Genomic DNA, 21779 nt, shown 5'->3' with positions numbered 1-21779 from the left:
AGTTAAATAAATATGTAAGGAATTAAAATGAAAAAAAGTACAGTATTGTCACTAACTGCAGCTGCAGTTATTTTAGCAGCATATGTCCCTAATGAGGTAGTCTTAGCAGATACATCTAACTCTGAAGATGCTTTAAATATCTCTGATAAAGAAAAAGTAGTAGTAGAGAAGGAAACAGAAAATAAAGAAAAACATGAAAATATTCCTAATGCTATAGAAACTTCAAAGGATACTGAAGAGAAGAAAACAACAATTATTGAGGAAAAAGAAGTTGTTAGTAAAAATCCTGAGATAGATAATAAAACTAGCAATGAAGAAGCAACAATCAAAGAAGATTCCAATCAATCTCAAGGAGATAAAGCGGACTCGTCTGCAAGTAAAGACCCAGAAAGTCCCAAAAAAGAGGATAAACTTGTCTATATTGCTGAATTTAAAGATAAAGCATCTGGAGAAAAAGCAATCAAGGAATTATCCAATCTTAAGGATACAAAAGTTTTATATACTTATGATAGGATTTTTAACGGTAGTGCTATTGAAACAACCCCAGATAATCTGGACAAAATTAAACTAATAGAAGGTATCTCATCGGTTGAACGATCACAAAAAGTCCAGCCAATGATGAATCATGCTAGAAAGGAAATTGGAGTTGAAGAGGCAATTGATTACCTAAAGTCTATCAATGCTCCATTTGGTAAAAATTTTGATGGTAGAGGTATGGTCATTTCAAATATCGATACCGGGACAGATTATAGGCATAAGGCCATGAGAATTGATGATGATGCTAAAGGCTCAATGAGATTCAAAAAAGAAGACTTAAAAGGTACTGATAAAAATTTCTGGTTGAGTGATAAAATCCCTCATGCTTTCAATTATTATAATGGTGGTAAAATCACTGTAGAAAAAGCTGATGATGGAAGCGATTATTTTGATCCACATGGGATGCATATTGCAGGGATTCTTGCGGGAAATGATACTGAAAAAGATATTAAAAACTTTAACGGAATAGATGGAATTGCTCCTAATGCACAGATCTTCTCTTATAAAATGTACTCTGACGCAGGATCTGGGTTCGCAGGGGATGAAACAATGTTTCATGCTATTGAAGATTCAATCAAACACAATGTCGATGTTGTTTCAGTATCATCTGGCTTTACAGGAACGGGCCTTGTAGGTGAGAAATATTGGCAAGCTATTAGGGCGTTAAGAAAAGCAGGCATTCCAATGGTTGTAGCTACGGGTAACTATGCAACTTCTGCTTCAAGTTCTTCATGGGATTTGGTGGCAAATAATAATCTGAAAATGACCGACACTGGAAATGTAACACGAACTGCAGCACATGAAGATGCGATAGCGGTCGCTTCTGCTAAAAATCAGACAGTTGAGTTTGATAAAGTCAACATAGGTGGAGAAAATTTTAAATACAGAAATATAGGGGCCTTTTTCGATAAGAATAAAATCACAACAAATGAAGACGGTTCAAAAGCTCCTAGTAAATTGAAATTTGTATATATAGGTAAAGGTCAAGACCAAGATTTGATAGGATTGGATCTTAAGGGCAAAATTGCAGTAATGGATCGAATTTATACCAAGGATTTAAAAGATGCTTTTAAAAGAGCAACGGATAAGGGCGCACGCGCCATTATGGTTGTAAATACTGTCAATTACTACAATAGAGATAATTGGACAGAGCTTCCAGCCATGGGATATGAAGCGGATGAAGGGACTAAAAGTCAAGTATTTTCAATTTCAGGAGATGATGGTGTAAAGCTATGGAACATGATTAATCCTGATAAAAAAACTGAGGTTAAACGAAATAGTAAGGAAGATTTCAAAGATAAATTGGATCAATACTATCCAATTGATATGGCCGGCTATAATTCTAATAAACCGAATGTAGGTGACGAAAAAGAAATTGACTTTAAGTTTGCACCTGACACAGACAAAGAATTGTATAAAGAAGATGTTATAGTTCCAGCAGGATCCACATCTTGGGGACCGAGAACAGATTTGCTTTTAAAACCTGATGTCTCAGCACCAGGTAAAAATATTAAATCCACTCTCAATGTCATTAATGGGAAATCAACTTATGGTTATATGTCAGGGACTAGTATGGCAACTCCAATCGTGGCAGCTTCTACTGTTTTGATTAGACCAAAGTTAAAGGAAATGCTTGAAAGACCTGTATTGAAAAATCTTAAGGGAGATGACAAAATAGACCTTACAAGTCTTACAAAAATAGCCCTACAAAATACTGCACGGCCTATGATGGATGCGACTTCTTGGAAAGAAAAAAGTCAATACTTTGCATCACCTAGACAACAGGGAGCAGGTCTAATTAATGTTGCCAATGCTTTGAGAAATGAGGTTGTAGCGACTTTCAAAAACACGGATTCTAAAGGTTTGGTAAACTCTTATGGTTCTATTTCTCTTAAAGAAATAAAAGGAGATAAAAAATACTTTACAATTAAGCTTCACAATACATCAAACAGACCTTTGACCTTTAAAGTTTCAGCATCTGCTATAACTACAGATGCTCTAACTGACAGACTAAAACTCGATGAAACATATAAAGACGAAAAATCTCCAGATGGGAAGCAAATTGTTCCAGAAATCCATCCAGAAAAAATCAAAGGAGCAAATATTACATTTGAGCATGACACTATTACCATAGGAGCAAATTCTAGCTTTGATTTAAATGCGGTTATAAATGTTGGAGAGGCTAAAAACAAAAATAAATTTGTAGAATCATTTATTCATTTTGAGTCAGTGGAAGAAATAGAAGCTCTAAACTCCAACGGGAAGAAAACAAATTTCCAACCTTCTTTATCGATGCCTCTAATGGGATTTGCTGGGAATTGGAACCACGAACCAATCCTTGATAAATGGGCTTGGGAAGAAGGATCAAAATCAAAAACAATGGAAGGTTATGATGATGATGGTAAACCAAAAATTCCAGGAACCTTAAATAAGGGAATTGGTGGAGAACATGGTATAGATAAATTTAATCCAGCAGGAGTTATACAAAATAGAAAAGATAAAAATACAACATCCCTAGATCAAAATCCAGAATTATTTGCTTTCAATAACGAAGGGATCAACGCACCATCATCAAGTGGTTCTAATATTGCTAAAATTTATCCTTTAGATTCAAATGGAAATCCTCAAGATGCTCAACTTGAGAGAGGATTAACACCTTCTCCACTTGTATTAAGAAGTGCAGAAGAAGGATTGATTTCAATAGTAAATACAAATAAAGAGGGAGAAAATCAAATCGACTTAAAAGTCATTTCGAGAGAACACTTTATTAAAGGAATTTTAAACTCTAAGAGAAATGATGCAAAGGGAATCAAATCTTCTAAGCTAAAAGTTTGGGGTGACTTGAAGTGGGATGGACTCATTTATAACCCTAGAGGTAGAGAAGAAAATGCACCTGAAAGTAAGGATAACCAAGATCCTGCTACTAGGATAAGAGGTCAATTTGAACCGATTGCGGAAGGTCAATATTTCTATAAATTTAAATATAGATTAACTAAAGATTATCCATGGCAGGTTTCCTATATTCCTGTAAAAATTGATAACACAGCTCCTAAGATTGTTTCAATTGATTTTTCAAATCCTGAAAAAATTAAGCTGATTACAAAGGATACTTATCACAAGGTAAAAGATCAGTATAAGAATGAAACGCTATTTGCGAGAGATCAAAAAGAACATCCTGAAAAATTTGACGAGATTGCAAACGAAGTTTGGTATGCTGGCGCCGCTCTGGTTAATGAAGACGGAGAGGTTGAGAAAAATCTTGAAGTAACTTATGCAGGTGAGGGTCAAGGAAGAAACAGAAAACTTGACAAAGATGGAAATACCATTTATGAAATTAATGGTGCGGGAGATTTAAGAGGAAAAATCATTGAAGTCATTGCACTAGATGGCTCTAGCAATTTCACAAAGATTCATAGAATTAAATTTGCTGATCATGCTGATGAAAAGGGGATGATTTCCTATTATCTAGTAGATCCTGATCAGGATTCATCTAAATACCAAAAGCTTGGCGAGATTGCCGAATCTAAATTTAAAAATTTAGAAAATAGAAAAGAGGATAGTCTTAAAAAAGATACAACTGAGGAAGAAAATCATCAAGACAATGAAGAGTCTATCGAAGAAAAATCTAGCTTGACTATTCATAAAACGATTTCAACAATTAGAGAGTTTGAAAGTAAAGACTTAAAGAAACTCATTAAAAAGAAATTTAGAGAAGTTGATGACTTTACAAGTGAAACTGGTAAGAGAACAGAGGAATACGATTATAAATACGATGATAAGGGAAATATCATTGCTTATGACGATGGTAGTGCCTTAGAATATGAAACTGAAAAACTTGACGAAATAAAATCAAAAATTTATGGTGTTCTAAGCCCGTCTAAAGATGGACACTTTGAAATTCTTGGAAAGATCAGTAATGTTTCTAAAAATGCCAAGGTATATTATGGAAATAATTATAAATCTATAGAAATCAAAACGACCAAGTATGATTCCCACTCAAAAACGATGACATTTGATTTATACGCTAATATTAATGATATTGTGGATGGATTAGCTTTTGCAGGAGATATGAGATTCTTTGTTAAAGATGATGATCAGATAAAAGCTGAAACTAAAATTAGAATGCCTGAAAAAAATAAGGAAACTAAAACAGAATATCCCTATGCATCAAGTTATGGGAATGTAATAGAATTAGGAGAAGGAGATCTTTCAAAAAACAAACCAAACAATTTAACTGAAATGGAATCTGGTAAAATCTATTCTGATTCAGAAAAACAACAATATCTGTTAAAGGATAACATCATTCTAAGGAAAGGCTATGCACTAAAAGTGACTACCTATAATCCTGGAAAAACGGATATGTTAGAAGGAAATGGAGTCTATAGCCAGGAAGATATAGCAAAAATACAAAAGGCCAATCCTAATCTAAGAGTCCTTTCAGAAAAAATAATTTATGCTGATAGTAGAAATGTTGAAGATGGAAGAAGTACTCAATCCGTATTAATGTCGGCTTTGGACGGCTTTAACATTGTAAAATATCAAGTGTTTACCTTTAAAATGAACGATAAAGGGGAGGCAATCGATAAAGATGGAAATCTTGTAACAGATTCTTCTAAACTTGTATTATTTGGTAAGGATGGTAAAGAGTACACTGGGGAGGATAAATCCAATGTAGAAGCTATAAAAGAAGATGGTTCTACGTTATTTATTGATGCAAAACCAGTAAATCTTTCAATGGACAAGAACTACTTTAATCCATCTAAATCTAATAAAATTTATGTACGAAATCCAGAATTTTATTTAAGAGGTAAGATTTCTGATAAGGGTGGTTTTAACTGGGAGTTGCGAGTGAATGAATCGGTTGTAGATAATTATTTAATCTACGGAGATTTACACATTGATAACACTAGAGATTTTAACATTAAGCTTAATGTTAAAGACGGTGACATCATGGACTGGGGAATGAAAGACTATAAAGCAAACGGATTTCCAGATAAGGTAACAGATATGGATGGAAATGTTTATCTTAAAACTGGCTATAGCGATTTGAATGCGAAAGCGGTTGGAGTACACTATCAATTTTTATATGATAATGTTAAACCAGAAGTAAACATTGATCCTAAGGGAAATACTAGTATTGAATATGCTGACGGAAAATCTGTTGTCTTTAACATCAATGATAAAAGAAATAATGGATTCGATGGTGAGATTCAAGACAAACATATTTATGTAAATGGAAAAGAATATAAATCATTTGATGATATTAAACAACTAACAGATAAGACACTAAACATTAAGATTGTTGTAAAAGATTTCGCAAGAAATACGACCGTAAAAGAATTCATTTTAAACAAGGATACGGGAGAGGTAAGCGAATTAAAACCTCATACGGTGACTGTGACCATTCAAAATGGAAAAGAAATGAGTTCTAAGATAGTGTCGGAAGAAGATTTCATTTTACCTGTCTATGAGGGTGAATTAGAAAAAGGATATCAATTTGATGGCTGGGAAATTTCTGGTTTCGAAGGTAAAAAAGATGCTGGTTATGTTATTAATGTGTCAAAAGATACCCTTATAAAACCTGTATTCAAGAAAATAGAGGAGAAAAAGGAGGAGGAAAATAAACCTACTTTTGATGTATCGAAAAAGAAAGAAAAAACACAACCTGATTCAACTAATGATGTCAACAGTATTGTTTCTGGTAAAAATGATAAAAACTTTGAAAATAAGAAGGAAGTTTATCTTAATGAACAAGAGAGCATAGCTAATAAACATACCGATATCGATAGTAAATCAACTACTAACAATTCTGATAGGTTGCCAAAAACTGGAACAGTTAGAGCAGTTCTTACACCATTCATTGCTGGAATATTGTTTATAGTAGGATCACTCCTTGGATTGAAGAAAAAAGATCAAGATTAGGACAAAAGCTATAGATAAAAAATTGGTTTATGTACTGAGATTAGCTAGTGTGATAATGAAACAGTTTTGTGAAAATAGTCATTTTTAACTCAATTAGTTAGTTTGCTTTGATATTGATACCCTTTTTGGATTTATGAATGGACTTAGTTTAGGTAAGTAATGAATTGATTGAAAGGGTTAGTCTTGACAATATTGGTCATATTGATTAGAAAATAGAGTCTATCAAAATTTAAAGGTTAATAGAGGTGATGAGACAATTTCAAGGAATTAAGTAGCGTTTGGTTACTTAATTCCTTTTTCTTTTATAAAATTCTGACCACATAGTCTATCATGACTACCAGATAGGCAAAACCTATTGTTTGCTTTTTTTATTTCTGTTATAGTAGTAATTGTCAAGGGGGGATTAAACTTCCTAACAAAATAGAAAATGAGGTTATATCATGAAAAAAGTAGTAGGTATCGGATTTTTAGTCGTTGCAGCAGCAGTCTTGTATTTTGGAATTGTTGGATGGCCAAGTTTTGATGTTAACATCTGGGCACTCTTTCCAGTAGGTTTATTCTTATTCTTTACTCTTGAGAATTTGGTTAAAAAAGATTATAAGGCCAGTCTCATGAGCTTGATTATTGCCTTTATCATTGCAAATGCTATTCTTGATATCTTGCCACTTTCAAGTGGTTTGGTTATCGGTGCAGGAGTGCTAGCTTGCGTGGGAATTGGATTTCTCTTTCCTGACGCTAATAAGAAAGAAGCATAATAAAAAAGCCTCGAGATTTCTCGAGGTTTTTGCTTTATTTGCCTGCGTAATATTTTTGAATACCTTTGACAATACCTGCCACCAATCTATTTTGGTAAGCATCGCTACGAATTTGTTGGTTTTCGTTGAAATTGTCAATGTAACCAAGCTCCAATAGAACTGCTGGTTTATCAGTTTCTCGAAGGACAGCAAAGCTACTTTGGAGGAGACCTGCATCCTTAGCACCTGTTTCAGCTAGGAGTGAAGAGTGGATATCAGCAGCAAGGCGATTACTTTCACTGATACGATCAGGATGGTTATGCCAGTAAGGATTTATCTTAGCGCGATAGCCCGAATCTTCTTCGTAAGAATAGGTTTGAATTCCAGAACGGTTAGAAGCAGGGTTGCCACTAGCATTAAAGTGGATACTAATGAAAATATCTGAGTTTGTACTATTCACCATTTTTGAACGTTCAGTGATAAAGTCGACATAGACATCACTATCTCTCGAAGAAAGAACGGTATAACCAAGCCCCTCGAGTTCCTTGCGAAGTTTCTTGTAAACTTGCATAGTGAGGTCTTTTTCATTCGTGTTATAGTAAACAGCACCAGGATCTCTACCACCGTGTCCTGGATCTAAGAAAACAGTCTTCGTGTATTTTCCTTTTTCAAATCCACGACTTACAGGAATTTCGCCAATCCATTTCCCATTACTTTGGAATTGCTGTGCTTTTCCGTCGATTTTGCGAGTTCCTGTGACATAAATACCATTTTCATCCACATAGTAACGGGCATTGTAGTAACTGTCGTTAATCCATTCACTCTTAGCCATGTAACCACCTGACTTGAGGTAGTATGAGCCAATCCATTCACGCGCAGCATAAGTACCACTAGATTTCAAGTAGAACCAGCTATTATACTTTTTATCGAAAATCCACTCTTTCTCAGCCATAACTCCATTAGCTTTTAGGTAGTAGCTACCTTGCCATTGGTTACTTGCCATAGCGGCATCTTTGTTAAAATAGTACCATGATCCAGCGATTTTTTCCCATTTTTGTTGTGCGGCTTTACCAGAGCTTAGAGCGTAATATGATTTGCCATCATGTTTTACCCAGGAATTTTCAGCCATGGCACCACTGTTAGAAAAGAGATAACCATTGAAAATAGTGTTGCTGAGCATGATACCGTCTTTATCAAAATAGTACCACACACCACCAACTTTTTCCCATTTTTGCTGTGAGATTTTACCAGATGGCTTTGCATAATACCATTTATCTTTGACTTTACCCCAGCCATTATCGACCATAGCACCGCTAGAAGTTAGAATGTATCCATCGAAAATAGTATTATCAAGCATGATTCCATTTTTATCGAAATAGTACCATTTGCCGTTAATTTTTTTCCAGTTTAGAGCAGGTTTGTTTGCTTCATAGAAGCGCCAGATATTTTCTTCAAATACCCAACCATTCTTTTTGACTTCTGGAGCTTTTGTCTCTTCTTTCTTGTCTGAACTTGTACTTGGAGTTGTAGTAGATGTTGTAGGGAGGCTTGATCTTGCCTCTGTTGAAGGAAGAGTTTCCTTGGTTGAAGGGGTGCTCTTTTTTTCTTTTTCTGTAGTTGTAGTTTCTTGTGTCTTTTCTACTGTAGTAGTTTGTAGGTGTTTTTCTTCAGCAAAAGTTGGATTTGTTGTGAATCCTAGAAAAGTAAGCGTGATGGCACTTGCCAAGAGCGTTTTTTTCACTTGTTTTATCTCCTATTTTTTTAATAATCTCTTTTTTTAATATCATTAGAAAAGCACCTCATGTGGAAGAACGAGTCGCCAACTGTTGAGGTGCTGGCATGATTTATTTCATCATGAAAATTTGAACAATCATAACGATGTAGATGAGCAATGTGAGTAGAAATCCAGCTCTCCAAAAGAATTTAAGGAATTTTGGATAATAAAAGCTGCGTTTTTTGCTCAGGAAGAAAAAAGCTAGAATAATAGCTAGCAAAGATAGGGCTGCCCCCAAAATGGGAAGTTGATTATGGGTAAAAACCTTTGCACTGATTAAATAGTATTCAAAAATCAGAAAAGGAAAAGCCAAATCTGCAAATTTAATCCCCTTTTTCTTTAACTTAAAAAATCTACTAAAGATAATTGCCAAAGCCAAGGTTAGTACCAAAAGCAAGACTGAAGCGAGTTTCATTAAAATCATAACAATATTGTATCATAAAATTTGAATAAAAGGAAAGCATATTCCTTGATTTAACAGTGTTTTTCTAAAAATTTTTGTTTAGAAACTGATTTTTTATACTATATCAAACATCAATATGATTTACTTTGTAAAGTTGGAGTAGTTTGAACCTTCATTATAAATCTTTTTTATAGTGACAATAAAAAATATATATTAGTCAGGAGAGAAGAATAGTAGTAGAATGAGTAGCAAATAAAACAAAGGAGTTTCTTATGAAATTAGTTACTTTATGGTCAAAACTCTCACTAGGCATTCAATTATTGGTGGCTTTGGTCTTGGGTGTTATCGCTGCCCTTATCTGGCCACAATTTGCAGGCTTTTATCAATTTTTAGGTCAAGCCTTTATTAAATTGATCAATATGGTGATCATTCCGCTAATCTTCCCAACCATCGTTGTTGCAGTAGCTGGCGTTATCGGAAAAAAATCTTTCGGAAAAATCTTGACCAAGAGTTTGGTTTACTTTTTTGCCGTAACAACTGCCATTACTCTTTTGTTTGTATTTGCTAGTTACTATTTAGGATTTGGTCAAGGAGTGAATATCGGTCAAACTGGTGGAAACCTTGATGGGATTGCTAACAATGTCAAGTTCAGCGAATTTTTGCTTGGTTTCATTCCATCAAATATCGTTAAATCTCTTTCAGATGGCGCTCTATTGCCAATTATCGTTTTTGCAATCTTTCTTGGTTACGGAATTGGGAATCTTAAGTCTGATAAATCTCAGAAGATTATCGAAGGTTTCCAAATTTGGATTGAAGCCATTTACAAGATTGTTGCAGTAATTATCAAACTATCACCGATTGGAATTTTTGGATTTATCGCTAAAGATGTTGCTACTACTGGTGTTGACAAGTTGATTGGGCTTGGCCAGTTTGTAATTGGAACTTATCTGGCTTATGCTGTTTTGGTTCTCCTTATTTTCCCTTTGATTGCTTTCTTCTTTAAAGTGCCGTATTTATCAGCCTTTCGTGAAAATTGGAGTCTCTTGACTCTAGCCTTTGTTACTGGAAGTTCTAGTGTGGTCTTGCCATCACTTCTTAAAGATTTGAAAAAACAGGGGCATGACGAGCATACAATTGATTTAGTTGTCCCTTTAGGATATACTTTTAACTTGGAAGGAGCAGCGGTTTATTTCTCAGTAGCGACAATTTTTATCGCCCACGCCTATGGTATTCAATTTTCTTTATCAAGTCTCTTGTTTACTGTTTTATTGTTGACCTTGATTGGAAAAACTGCAGCAACTGTGCCATCAGGAGCTATCGTAGTTCTATTAGCTGCAGCACCTCAACTGGGCTTGCCAGTTGAAGGAGTGGCCTTGATTTTTGCAGTTGATTTCTTTGTCAATGCAGGCCGTACCATGATTAATGTTTTGGGACAAATCTTAACAGTCAGCGTTATCGAAAAAACAGAAGGATATATTTTAGAAGAAGATAAAGAAAGCCAATTATCAGTCAGCTTTTCTTAAGGAGTTATAAATAATGAGTGAAGCAAAAGTTTATGTGATTCATGAGAATCTAGAATGGACTCAACATTTAGTGAAATGGTTGGAAGAATTAGAAGTCCCTTATGAACTATGGGATTTGTCTAGTGGGATTTTAGATTTGCAAAGCCCACCGCCACAAGGTATCTTTTACAATCGTATGTCTGCCTCTTCTCACACAAGAGGACATCGTTATGCGCCAGAATTTACAGAGCAAGTGATTACTTGGTTAGAAGCACACGGACGCAAAGTTGTGAATGGTACCGGTGCTATCAACCTTGAAATTAGTAAAATCAAACAATATTTGAAGTTAAACGAATCTGGTATCGAGACTCCCGCAACAGTTGCAGTTTTGGGTCAAGAAAACATCATTGAAGCAGCAAGAAAATTAAACATTTATCCTTTGATTACTAAGCACAATAGAGCAGGTAAGGGATTAGGCGTTCAACTCTTCCAAAATGAAGAAGAACTGGCAGCTTATGTCAATAGCCCTCTCTTTGAACCATCAGTGGACGGGATTACCTTGTTACAAGCTTACATCAAGCCAAGTGATGGACGTATCCGTCGTTCAGAGTTTATCAATCAGAAGTTTCTCTATACTGTTTCTATCGATTCTTCAGATGGATTCCAACTGTGTCCAGCAGATGGTTGCCAAATCGGCAAGAGACCAGAGCAACTAGAAACGTCTGAAAAATTCCAGATTACAGAACCTCTACCAGATGACCGGAGAGAAGCTTATGAGAATTTCTTGAAAAATGCTCAGATTAAAGTTGCGGCGATTGAATGGGTTCAATCAGAGAGTGGAGATATTTATGTCTATGATGTAAATACCAACACCAACTACAATCCTACCGCAGAAAAAAATGCCAATATTTTTGCTCACCAACATTTGGCTCAGTATCTAAAAACAGAATTGCAAGCCCTCACTAGTGGACAATAAAGTAGGAAATTCAAAAATCCCCCAGTATCAAATGACTGGGGGATTGATTTGTTTATACTCTTCGAAAATCTCTTCAAACCACGTCAGCTTCGCCTTGCCGTACACAAGTATAGCCTGTGGCTCGCTTCCTAGTTTGCTCTTTGATTTTCATTGAGTATTAATCGATAAAAAATTATTGATTAGATTTAAAGTCCGGGTCTTTAAGGCTTTGAACACTGGCATTGATGACAGCGCCGATAATTAATATCTTGGCAATGATAATGAACCAGAACATCATGACAACGACGACGATTGAACTGAAAAATCTGACGTCAACGAGATAATTGACATAATTGTTGAAATAAGCTGCAAAGATGTTTAATAAAGCAATAGTGGTAACTAGTACAAAGAGACTTCCAGGTATGACGTATCGAATCTTACTTACTTTAACATTTGGTAGGAAATAATAGAGCATAATCACGGTAGCAAAAAGAAAGGCATAGATCAGCGGTCCTGTAAAATCTTGTAGATAAGAAAACAGAGCACTCTCGGATTTCCAGTAGTTTTTAAGCAGGTCCAATAACATATGGCCGAAAATACTGAGGAATAAGGCAAGGGCAAAGAGAATTTGAAGGCCAAAGCTAACCAAGAGACTCATCAGCTGGTGTGAGATAATTCCTCTATTTTTTGCAACTCCATAGGCTTTATTAAAGGCCTTCTGAAGAAAATCCATGGATTTGGAAAATGTCCAAAGAGCTGATAAGATAGCAAAACTTAGTAAACCTGTTGATGGTTGAGTCAGAACTTCTCTGACAATCTTCGCGACTACTTCATAGATAGTATCTGGTAAAAATTCCTTGATTGTTAATAGAAAGTTTGAGATGGGAATTTGAAAGTAGGGTAAGATATTGACCACTATCATGAGTAAAGGGAAGATTGAAATCAACCAATAGTAGGCAACAGCAACGCTAGTTAACTCACTATCGGAGGCTTGATAGTAGTGCAAAAAAGCTTTTAATAAGGGTCTATCAGTCAGCTGTTTCCACAACTTTTTCATGTTACAATCCTCCAGTTTTTCTCTTGTTTTCTATAGACTTTAATTTCTTCGAACTAATTCCATCATATCATAAGGTAAGGTATTAGCAGATTCTTTTAAGGAATAAGTTTCTAAATTATTGACATTTTGGCGTAGCTTTTTAGCATACTGAGCTGAGATGAGTTTTTGAGCTTCGTATTCAAAGATACACTTACGCTCAAGGTAGTATCCTCTAAGCATTTCATCAATGTTATTGGGTTTGATACGATTGATAACTCGTTCCACAAAGGCACCACTCGTAATATGACTGGTTTCGCGAAGACGAGATTCCTGCATGAAGCTGATCAGAGAACTCTTATAAATCCCTTTAAGGTTTTCCAAACTCTCGATAATAATTTCAGTGTTGGCTAGGTAGAGTTCTGCAATCTGGTCATAATCAATGGCAAGAAGTCGCTGTTTTTCCTTGTCTTTCCACGAGCGGAATGTTTTCCCAAATGTGAGCAATTCATGAAGTAGAAAACGAAGAATGCGTATGGAGACAAGGAAGTAGTAGGTTAGTCGAGAAGCAAAGTTTCGCTTAATATTTTTCTCCATGCTTTTCAAGTAGCGTTGGTAGACACGATAAGCACGATCTCCAATCTTTCCTTCTTCATAGGCTTGTTCCAAGCCATCGCTTTCAACACTGAGAATCAAGAGTTTCAGAGCTTCCCAGTCCTCCTGAACTTCTTTGTTTTCTTGACTAAGAATAAGATTTTCAATACGTCCATGATAATTGTCAATAGCCGCATAGAGTGGAACCTTGTTTTTTGTGTTCTCTAAATCCTTCTCTAATTCCATAGCGACATCGTTTAAGATAGCGATGTGCATGAGCTGATCCTTAGATGGTTCTTTCTCTTCAGAAAGGTGAGGGAGTACTAGTAATCCCGTCAGGAAACTTACCAGAGTTACACCGGCTACGAGGAAGAGAAGAAGAGGGTATTCTTGTTCTAGATTAGACGGTATCAAGAGAATAGTGGCAATGGATACAGTTCCCTTCACACCAGAAAAGGTAAGAAGGAGCATGTCTTTGACATATTTGTCTAAACTTTTATGAAGCTTCTTAATCCGAAATGCGTAAAATCCATAAATCATGACAAAGCGGATAGCAAAAAGCAGGAAGGTCAAGAGAAAAACACTGAGTAAGAGAAGTACTTTGTTGTAGAATGCACTCTTAAGAATTGGTTCCGCGATCATTTCCAGTTCCATCCCAAGAATGACAAAGACTGAACCATTGAGCATAAAGGTTACAGTCTGCCAAACGGTCTCAGTGACAGTGTCAACTTGAGCTTCAAGTAGATTTATTTTTTTAAAACGACTAGCTTTTAAAATACCAGCGACAACGACTGCAATAATTCCAGAAACATGAATTCCTTCAGCAATGAAGAATGTTAGAAGTGGTAAACTAAGTTCCAATAAGAGCTCACTTGCGATATCTGTTGCACGGACGCTGAGTAGAAAGGTATGAAGGAAGCGATTGATTAGGGCTGTTATAAAGCCGACTGCAAAACCTCCAATGATGGAAATGATCAATGAAGTTCCGGCTTGGGTGAGCGAAAATGTTCCTGTTGTCCAAGCGATGAGAGCCATACGAAAGGCTACTAGTCCAGAAGCATCATTCAGAAGACCTTCTCCTTTTAGGATATTAGAGACCCGTTTTGGGAAGGAAAAGCGTTGAGAAAGGGATGCGAAGGCGACTAGGTCTGTTGGCCCTAAGGCGGCACCAACTGCTACACAGGCGGCTAATGGTAGGCTAGCCCAAAGGACATGAGCGACTCCCCCCATGCTCAGCGCTGATATAAAGATAACTGGGAAAATCAAGTAGAGGACAATCCGCCAGTGTTTTAGGATAGAAGTAATGTCTGCTTCTTGAGCCTCTCGGAATAGTAGCGGGCCAATGACTAAAGCTAGGAATAACTCAGTATCCAAATGATATTGGTTGTTGGGTAAGCAAAGCCCAATTCCAATCCCTAACAAAATTTGAATCAGAGGCATGGGTAAAAAGGGCAGAAGCTTATTGGTCGTACTAGAGACAATAAGAACTAGTAAAAATACCAAGAGATAAAAAAGTAAATTCATTTTCCACCTCCCTATTTTTGTTTACGACAATTTTCAAAAAGTTCCTTTTGTTCTTGGATTTTTTGATCAATCTTTGAGCAGTCCTTATGCTCGATTTTCTTCTGACAACGCTCCATTTCAAGTGAAATCATTTTCTTCTTGATTTTCAGCATTTTTTTACTCATATGTGCTTCATCCAAAATACCAACTGCACGTTCATGTTGGGTTGACTCGACAAAGTTGTGACGAAGAGCTTCGATTTTATCTTTTAGGTATTGTTTATCCATGGCGATACCTTTCTAATTTTTCAATCATAACTAAAAATGGTGGATTGTTAATTTGGTTGAGGGTGCGATAGATAGTAGCAGTATATTCTTGTTGCGGTAACTGACTAACATAATCCATAACTGCATCCCGTTCTATATCTCCGCCTTCATGCCCGTAATAAATCATGATGGCTATTCGTCCGCCTTTAACGAGCATCTGACAGAGTTTCTCAAGTGCCTCAATGGTTGTGTGAGGTTTAGTAATGATAGACTTATCGGCAGTAGGAAGATAACCTAGATTAAAGATGGCTGCTTTCACCTCAGTTGCAAACTGATCTACGTTTTCATGACCTTGTAGAAGTAACTCGACATTGGTCAAACCGGCTTCTTGTAGACGTTGACTTGTTTTTTCAAGAGCTTGTTCTTGTATATCAAAAGCGTAGACTTTTTTAGCTAATTTGGCAAGGAAAAGTGTATCATGTCCATTTCCCATTGTTGCATCTACAACAACATCATCTTTTGTGATGAGTTGGGCAAGAAAATCATGTGCCATTTCAAGTGGTTTTTTCATTTATAAACTCCTGTTTTACAGCCTTGCATCCTTGGACACTACCTCGACGTCTCATTTCAGCTTCTATGCTATTTAGAACTTCCCATTTATTGAGACTCCACATAGGACCAATCAGCATATCTCTAGGCGCATCACCCGTAATTCGATGGATGACTATATGTTTGGGAATAATTTCTAGTTGGTCACAGATAACTTTCACATAGTCATCTTGACTCATAAGCTGCAGTCTACCCTCGTGATAATCACGTTGCATCCGAGTATTTGTCATAAGGTGAAGTAGGTGAAGTTTAATCCCTTGAATGTCATTATCAGTCACACAGCGACGAACATTTTCCACCATCATGTCATGAGTTTCACCTGGCAAGCCGTTAATCAAATGGGCAACAATCTCAATCTTGGGATATTTTCTCAAGCGCTTAACCGTTTCCACATAGAGTTCATAGGAGTGGGCACGGTTAATCAATTCAGAAGTTTCCTCATAGGTTGTTTGTAAACCTAACTCTACAGTAACATGCATTCGTTCAGAGAGCTCTGCCAAGTATTCGATAGTCTCATCAGGCAGGCAATCTGGTCGTGTACCGATATTGATTCCAACCACACCGGGTTCATTAATGGCTTGTTCATAGCGTTCGCGAATGACTTCGAGCTTTTCATGAGTATTAGTAAAGTTTTGGAAATAGACTAGATATTTTTTTACATCTGGCCATTTGCGGTGCATAAAGTCAATTTCTTTATAAAATTGCTCACGAATAGGAGCGTCAGGTGCAACGATAGCATCTCCAGATCCAGAAACTGTACAGAAAGTACAACCTCCATGAGCTACTGTACCATCACGATTTGGACAATCAAATCCGGCATCGATAGGAACTTTGAAAGTTTTTTCTCCGAATAAATTTCGATAATAATCATTCAAGGTATTATAGGATTTCATAGCTAATATTATATCAGAAAAACCCAGTAAACTCAAAGTTAGTAAACAATTGAAGAGAAGTAAGAAATTTTTAAAATCAAAAAATTTTATATAAATCCTTTACAAAAAAATTTAAAGTGGTATAATAGAGGTGTGATTGGTGCAAACGTTTTCGTAAATCGTTTGCATTAAAATAAAAATAAGGAGATTTGAATGATGAAAGATACATTCAAAAATGTTTTGTCTTTCGAGTTTTGGCAAAAATTCGGTAAGGCTCTAATGGTGGTTATCGCTGTTATGCCGGCTGCTGGTTTGATGATTTCAATCGGTAAGACGCTTGCAATGATTAATCCTAACTTTGCGCCACTTGTTGTTACAGGTGGAATTCTTGAGCAAATCGGTTGGGGAGTTATCGTTAACCTTCACATTTTATTTGCTCTAGCTATCGGAGGAAGCTGGGCTAAAGAACGTGCAGGTGGTGCCTTTGCAGCAGGACTTGCCTTTATCTTGATCAACCGTATCACTGGTGCTATCTTTAGTGTTAGTGGTGATATGTTGAAAGATCCTAATGCAATGGTTTCAACAATCTTTGGTAACTCTATCAAAGTTTCTGATTACTTCATCAGTGTGTTTGAAGCTCCAGCATTGAACATGGGTGTCTTCGTAGGGATTATTTCTGGTTTTATTGGGGCAACTGCCTTTAACAAATACTACAATTTCCGTAAGCTTCCTGATGCACTTTCATTCTTTAACGGAAAACGTTTTGTACCGTTTGTAGTTATTCTACGTTCAGTAATTGCGGCAATCTTGCTTTCAATTTTCTGGCCACTTGTTCAGACAGGTATTAACAGCTTTGGTATCTGGATCGCTAACTCTCAAGAAACAGCTCCAGTCCTAGCACCATTCCTGTATGGTACTTTGGAACGCTTGCTCTTGCCATTTGGACTTCACCATATGTTGACAATCCCAATGAACTACACAGCTCTTGGTGGTACTTATGATGTGATGACTGGTGCAGCAAAAGGAACGCAAGTATTTGGTCAAGATCCACTTTGGCTTGCATGGGTAACAGACCTTGTAAACCTTAAAGGTACTGACGCAGCCCAATACCAACACTTGTTAGATACAGTACATCCAGCTCGTTTCAAAGTTGGACAAATGATTGGTTCGTTTGGTATCTTGATGGGTATCATTGTTGCGATCTACCGTAACGTTGATCCAGATAAGAAACACCAATACAAAGGTATGATGATCGCAACTGCTCTTGCAACATTCTTGACAGGGGTAACTGAACCAATCGAGTATATGTTTATGTTCATCGCAACACCTCTTTACCTTGTTTACGCTCTTGTTCAAGGTGCTGCCTTTGCAATGGCTGATATTGTGAACCTTCGTGTACACTCATTTGGTTCAATCGAATTCTTGACTCGTACTCCGCTAGCTATCAACGCTGGTATTGGTATGGATATTGTTAACTTTATCTGGGTGACAGTACTCTTTGGATTTATCATGTACTTTATCGCTAACTTCATGATTAAGAAATTCAACTATGCAACTCCAGGACGTAACGGTAACTACGAAAACGCAGATGGTTCTTCTGAATCTTCAGCTGCCGGTGAAACTAAAGTTGCAGAAGCTTCTCAAGCAGTTAACATCATCAACCTTCTCGGTGGACGTGCGAATATCGTTGATGTAGATGCATGTATGACTCGTCTTCGCGTTACTGTAAAAGATGCAGAAAAAGTTGGAACAGAAGAACAATGGAAATCTGAAGGAGCTATGGGACTTGTCATGAAAGGACAAGGTGTCCAAGCTATCTACGGACCTAAAGCTGACGTTTTGAAATCAGATATCCAAGATATTCTTGATTCTGGAGAAGTGATTCCTGAAACTCTTCCAAGTCAAATGGCTGCAGCTCAAAAAGATACTGTTGTCTACAAAGGTGTAACTGAAGAAGTTTATTCAGTTGCTGACGGTCAAGTCATTGAATTGGAACAAGTTAAGGATCCAGTCTTTTCACAAAAAATGATGGGTGATGGATTTGCAGTAGAACCAGCAAACGGAAACATTGTATCTCCAGTTTCTGGTACTGTATCAAGCGTCTTCCCAACTAAACATGCTCTTGGTCTTGTAACTGAAGCAGGTCTTGAAGTTCTTGTTCACATTGGTCTTGATACTGTAAGTCTTGAAGGAAAACCATTTGAAGTTGTGGTTTCAGAAGGTCAAACAGTAGCTGCTGGTGATCTCTTGGTCAAAGCTGACCTCGGAGCTATTCAGGCTGCTGAGCGTGAAACTACAACAGTAGTAGTCTTTACAAATGGAGATGCCATCAAGTCAGTTAAATTAGAACAAACCGGTTCTCTTGCAGCTAAAACAGCAGTTGCAAAAGTAGAATTGTAATACACTAAGGGGTTGGAAGCTGTTTTCCAACCTCTTGTTTATAGGAGAAAAACATGAAGTTTTTAACACTCAATACTCATAGTTGGATGGAAAAAAATCCTGAAGAAAAATTTCAGCTCTTGTTTCAAGATATACTTGAAAACAGTTATGATTTGATTTGTTTTCAAGAAATCAACCAAGAAATTACATCAACTCAAGTAGAGTCTGGACCACTTTACAATCCGTTACCTTCAGCAGAACCCATTCACCAAGACCACTATGTTCGTCTTTTGGTAGAGAAGTTGTCTGAAAAAGGACTGGACTATTATTGGACATGGGCTTATAATCATATCGGATATGACCGTTATCATGAGGGAGTTTCAATTCTATCTAAAACACCGATTGAGGCGCGTGAGATTTTGGTTTCAGATGTAGATGATCCAACTGATTATCACACTCGTCGAGTTGCACTAGTAGAAACAGTAGTAGAAGGTAAAGAGCTTGCAGTTGCGAGTGTGCATCTCTCTTGGTGGGATAAAGGATTCCAAGAGGAATGGGCAAGATTTGAAGCAGTTCTAAAAGAGTTGAATAAACCTCTATTACTAGCAGGAGATTTTAATAACCCTGCAGGTCAGGAAGGATATCAAGCTATCCTAGCTAGTCCGCTAGGCTTACAGGATGCCTATGAAGTTGCAAAAGAGAGAAGTGGAAGCTACACTGTTCCTCCAGAAATCGATGGTTGGAAAGGGAATTCAGAACCTCTTCGAATTGATTACGTCTTTACGACAAAAGATCTTCAGGTAGAAAAGTTACAGGTAGTTTTTGATGGCCAAGCAAGTCCGCAGGTCAGTGATCACTACGGTCTTCAAGCAGAACTTTCTTGGAAGAATTGATATAACTAGTTTACTAAATACAATAGGCTCCCTTCTAATTTAGAAGGGAGTTTCATGTGCTAAAAAGGTTAATATAGTCAAAGTTTTTAGTTGAATAACTTGTAAAATGAAATAAAATCCTTTAAAATAAAAAGTGTTGGAGGAATTTATGAATGTAAATCAAATTGTGCGTATGATCCCGACGCTAAAGATAAATAATAGAAGATTAAATGAATTGTTTTATATCCAAACCTTGGGTATGAAACCCTTGCTTGAAGAGTCGGCTTTCTTATCGCTAGGAGACCAGTCAGGCATTGAAAAATTGGTTTTAGAAGAATCACCAAGTATGAGAAGCCGTAAGGTTGAAGGGATCAAAAAATTAGCTAGATTGATTGTAAAAGTAGCGAATCCATCCGAGGTTGAAGCACTTCTAGCTAGAATGGAAAAACTTCCTCAACTCTATAAAGGAAACAAGGGATATGCTTTTGAAATCCTTTCTCCAGAAGGGGATCTTGTCTTAATCCATGCGGAAGATGACATCAAAGATTTGAGAAAGTTTGATGAAACTGTTACTTTCACAAAAGATGAGAAAGTGCAATATTTGACAGCGTTTGATATTTCAGCAGAAATTAACTTGCCTGCTGAAACGACGAGCCTACTTGAAAAAGAGGAAATCGAAACTAGCATAACTTTTAAACAAGCCCAAGGTAGTGATTTACTTGTTGAAAATAATGTAACTTGGGATTTGTCTATGTTGAAATTCCAGGTAAAAGAACTTGAATTGGCTGGTCTCCGTCAACGTTTTGAAACTGCAGGTTACTTTATTCCTAAGTCTGAGAAGTTTTTCCTAACCAAGGATGCCAACAATATCGAATTGTGGTTTGAGGAAGTATGAAACAAGAAATCATTCAAAAAATAGAGCAACAAATTGAGGCAGGGATTTATCCTGGTGCCTCTTTTGCGTATTATCGGGATGGTGAATGGTCTGATTGCTACCTCGGAGAAGCAAATCCAGAAATTGGAGAGCAGACTTGTCGAGGTTTAGTCTATGATTTGGCAAGTGTGAGCAAAGTCGTCGGAGTTGGAACTGTCTTAACTTTTTTGTGGCATCAAGGGGAATTAGATTTAGAAAAGTCAGTGACAGAATTTTTACCTGACTCTGATTATCCAGATATCACCATTCGTCAACTCCTCACACATTCTACGGACTTGGACCCGTTTATTATCAATAGAGACCAGTTGAATACAGAAGAATTGAAAGAAGCCATGTTTCATTTGAATCGACGAGAGAAGAGAGCTTTTCTATACTCGGATGTGCACTTTCTCTTGCTCGGTTTTCTCCTAGAGAATTACTTTGAGAAAGACTTAGACCAGATTTTACAAGAGCAAATTTTCGATCCATGGAAGATGAAGGAAACTCAGTTTGGACCAGTTAGCAGTGCTGTTCCTACTGTTCGGGGACAGAAAGCAGGAGTGGTGCATGATCCTAAGGCATGTTTACTAGGTAAACATGCTGGAAGTGCAGGCTTGTTTTCAACTGTGAAGGATTTAAAAATCTTCCTTGAGCATTATTTACAGGATGATTTTGCTGCAGGATTAAGTCAGAATTTTTCAGATTTGAGTGATAAGGAACGCTCCTTGGCCTGGAATCTTGAAGGTGATTGGCTAGATCATACAGGCTATACTGGAACCTTTATCATGTGGAATCGTAAGAAGCAGGAAGCTGCGATTTTCTTGTCCAATAGAACCTACGAAAAAGACGAGCGTGCCCAGTGGATCATAGACCGTAATCAGGTCATGGACCTAATTCGTGAAGCAGACTAG

The 21779-nt window shown here is 36.9% G+C and carries 15 protein-coding genes; 8 read left to right on the top strand and 7 right to left on the bottom strand.

The window, feature by feature from the left end; translation table 11 throughout:
- Positions 1–27: 27 nt before the first annotated feature.
- Entirely contained in the window at positions 28–6459 is a 6432-nt protein-coding gene (locus AB2B47_RS05725) for a S8 family serine peptidase (RefSeq protein ID WP_223333235.1), read from the top strand.
- Between the two features lie 440 nt (positions 6460–6899).
- A complete protein-coding gene (locus AB2B47_RS05720) occupies positions 6900–7214 on the top strand; it encodes a hypothetical protein (protein ID WP_320693840.1) in 315 nt (104 codons plus the stop codon).
- A gap of 34 nt (positions 7215–7248) precedes the next feature.
- On the opposite strand, the gene AB2B47_RS05715 is transcribed toward AB2B47_RS05720, so the two are convergent.
- Both AB2B47_RS05715 and AB2B47_RS05710 read right to left on the bottom strand, forming a co-directional pair.
- Positions 7249–8934, bottom strand: coding sequence for an N-acetylmuramoyl-L-alanine amidase (locus AB2B47_RS05715; protein WP_320693839.1), 1686 nt, complete (start codon positions 8932–8934; stop codon positions 7249–7251).
- 103 nt (positions 8935–9037) lie between these two features.
- Entirely contained in the window at positions 9038–9397 is a 360-nt protein-coding gene (locus tag AB2B47_RS05710) for a DUF3397 domain-containing protein (protein ID WP_320693891.1), read from the bottom strand.
- 245 nt (positions 9398–9642) lie between these two features.
- On the opposite strand from AB2B47_RS05710, the gene AB2B47_RS05705 reads away from it, so the two are divergent.
- Complete coding sequence (locus AB2B47_RS05705; RefSeq protein WP_320693838.1) at positions 9643–10893, top strand: dicarboxylate/amino acid:cation symporter; 1251 nt, start codon at positions 9643–9645, stop codon at positions 10891–10893.
- 13 nt (positions 10894–10906) lie between these two features.
- Positions 10907–11848, top strand: a complete 942-nt coding sequence (locus AB2B47_RS05700) for an ATP-grasp domain-containing protein (protein WP_320693837.1) — start codon at positions 10907–10909, stop codon at positions 11846–11848.
- Between the two features lie 172 nt (positions 11849–12020).
- Here the strand turns inward: AB2B47_RS05700 and AB2B47_RS05695 are convergent, their stop codons facing one another.
- From AB2B47_RS05695 to mnmL, 5 genes are read right to left on the bottom strand one after another with little or no spacing between them, the layout of a single operon-like run.
- Entirely contained in the window at positions 12021–12884 is an 864-nt protein-coding gene (locus AB2B47_RS05695; protein WP_320693836.1) for a YihY/virulence factor BrkB family protein, read from the bottom strand.
- Positions 12885–12923: 39 nt separating this feature from the next.
- The gene (locus AB2B47_RS05690; protein WP_320693835.1) at positions 12924–14978 is read right to left on the bottom strand and encodes a cation:proton antiporter; all 2055 of its coding nucleotides are present in this window, start codon (positions 14976–14978) and stop codon (positions 12924–12926) included.
- Between the two features lie 11 nt (positions 14979–14989).
- Positions 14990–15244, bottom strand: a complete 255-nt coding sequence (locus AB2B47_RS05685) for a hypothetical protein (protein WP_006148185.1) — start codon at positions 15242–15244, stop codon at positions 14990–14992.
- Positions 15237–15794: a tRNA 5-(aminomethyl)-2-thiouridylate-methyltransferase MnmM gene (gene mnmM / locus AB2B47_RS05680; protein WP_320693834.1), complete on the bottom strand. Its 558-nt coding sequence runs from the start codon at positions 15792–15794 to the stop codon at positions 15237–15239. Before mnmM ends, AB2B47_RS05685 begins: the two co-directional genes overlap by 8 nt.
- Entirely contained in the window at positions 15778–16725 is a 948-nt protein-coding gene (mnmL, locus tag AB2B47_RS05675) for a tRNA modification radical SAM protein MnmL/YtqA (RefSeq protein ID WP_414170655.1), read from the bottom strand. The genes mnmM and mnmL overlap by 17 nt, the downstream gene beginning before the upstream one ends.
- A gap of 192 nt (positions 16726–16917) precedes the next feature.
- Here mnmL and AB2B47_RS05670 point away from each other — a divergent pair, with 192 nt between their 5' ends.
- The 4 genes from AB2B47_RS05670 to AB2B47_RS05655 all read left to right on the top strand — a co-directional run bounded on the left by AB2B47_RS05670 (position 16918) and on the right by AB2B47_RS05655 (position 21779).
- Entirely contained in the window at positions 16918–19104 is a 2187-nt protein-coding gene (locus AB2B47_RS05670; RefSeq protein ID WP_320693833.1) for a PTS transporter subunit IIBC, read from the top strand.
- 53 nt (positions 19105–19157) lie between these two features.
- On the top strand, positions 19158–19976 hold the full coding sequence (locus AB2B47_RS05665; RefSeq protein WP_320693832.1) for an endonuclease/exonuclease/phosphatase family protein: 819 nt from the start codon (positions 19158–19160) through the stop codon (positions 19974–19976).
- A 148-nt stretch (positions 19977–20124) separates the two neighbouring features.
- Entirely contained in the window at positions 20125–20850 is a 726-nt protein-coding gene (locus tag AB2B47_RS05660; RefSeq protein ID WP_320693831.1) for a CppA N-terminal domain-containing protein, read from the top strand.
- Positions 20847–21779 (top strand): serine hydrolase domain-containing protein, encoded by a 933-nt coding sequence (locus AB2B47_RS05655; protein WP_320693830.1) that lies wholly within the window; start codon positions 20847–20849, stop codon positions 21777–21779. Before AB2B47_RS05660 ends, AB2B47_RS05655 begins: the two co-directional genes overlap by 4 nt.

Source organism: Streptococcus wuxiensis, from assembly GCF_040888245.1.
Classification (GTDB): domain Bacteria; phylum Bacillota; class Bacilli; order Lactobacillales; family Streptococcaceae; genus Streptococcus; species Streptococcus wuxiensis.
This window is presented reverse-complemented; position numbering and strand designations above follow the sequence as displayed.

Excerpts from the sequence above, each read along its gene's own strand:
- AB2B47_RS05725 (WP_223333235.1), top strand. The coding sequence starts at position 28 with ATGAAAAAAAGTACAGTATTGTCACTAACTGCAGCTGCAGTTATTTTA.
- AB2B47_RS05720 (WP_320693840.1), top strand. The coding sequence starts at position 6,900 with ATGAAAAAAGTAGTAGGTATCGGATTTTTAGTCGTTGCAGCAGCAGTC.
- AB2B47_RS05705 (WP_320693838.1), top strand. The coding sequence starts at position 9,643 with ATGAAATTAGTTACTTTATGGTCAAAACTCTCACTAGGCATTCAATTA.
- AB2B47_RS05700 (WP_320693837.1), top strand. The coding sequence starts at position 10,907 with ATGAGTGAAGCAAAAGTTTATGTGATTCATGAGAATCTAGAATGGACT.
- AB2B47_RS05695 (WP_320693836.1), bottom strand. The coding sequence starts at position 12,884 with ATGAAAAAGTTGTGGAAACAGCTGACTGATAGACCCTTATTAAAAGCT.
- AB2B47_RS05690 (WP_320693835.1), bottom strand. The coding sequence starts at position 14,978 with ATGAATTTACTTTTTTATCTCTTGGTATTTTTACTAGTTCTTATTGTC.
- AB2B47_RS05685 (WP_006148185.1), bottom strand. The coding sequence starts at position 15,244 with ATGGATAAACAATACCTAAAAGATAAAATCGAAGCTCTTCGTCACAAC.
- mnmM (WP_320693834.1), bottom strand. The coding sequence starts at position 15,794 with ATGAAAAAACCACTTGAAATGGCACATGATTTTCTTGCCCAACTCATC.
- mnmL (WP_414170655.1), bottom strand. The coding sequence starts at position 16,725 with ATGAAATCCTATAATACCTTGAATGATTATTATCGAAATTTATTCGGA.
- AB2B47_RS05670 (WP_320693833.1), top strand. The coding sequence starts at position 16,918 with ATGATGAAAGATACATTCAAAAATGTTTTGTCTTTCGAGTTTTGGCAA.
- AB2B47_RS05665 (WP_320693832.1), top strand. The coding sequence starts at position 19,158 with ATGAAGTTTTTAACACTCAATACTCATAGTTGGATGGAAAAAAATCCT.
- AB2B47_RS05660 (WP_320693831.1), top strand. The coding sequence starts at position 20,125 with ATGAATGTAAATCAAATTGTGCGTATGATCCCGACGCTAAAGATAAAT.
- AB2B47_RS05655 (WP_320693830.1), top strand. The coding sequence starts at position 20,847 with ATGAAACAAGAAATCATTCAAAAAATAGAGCAACAAATTGAGGCAGGG.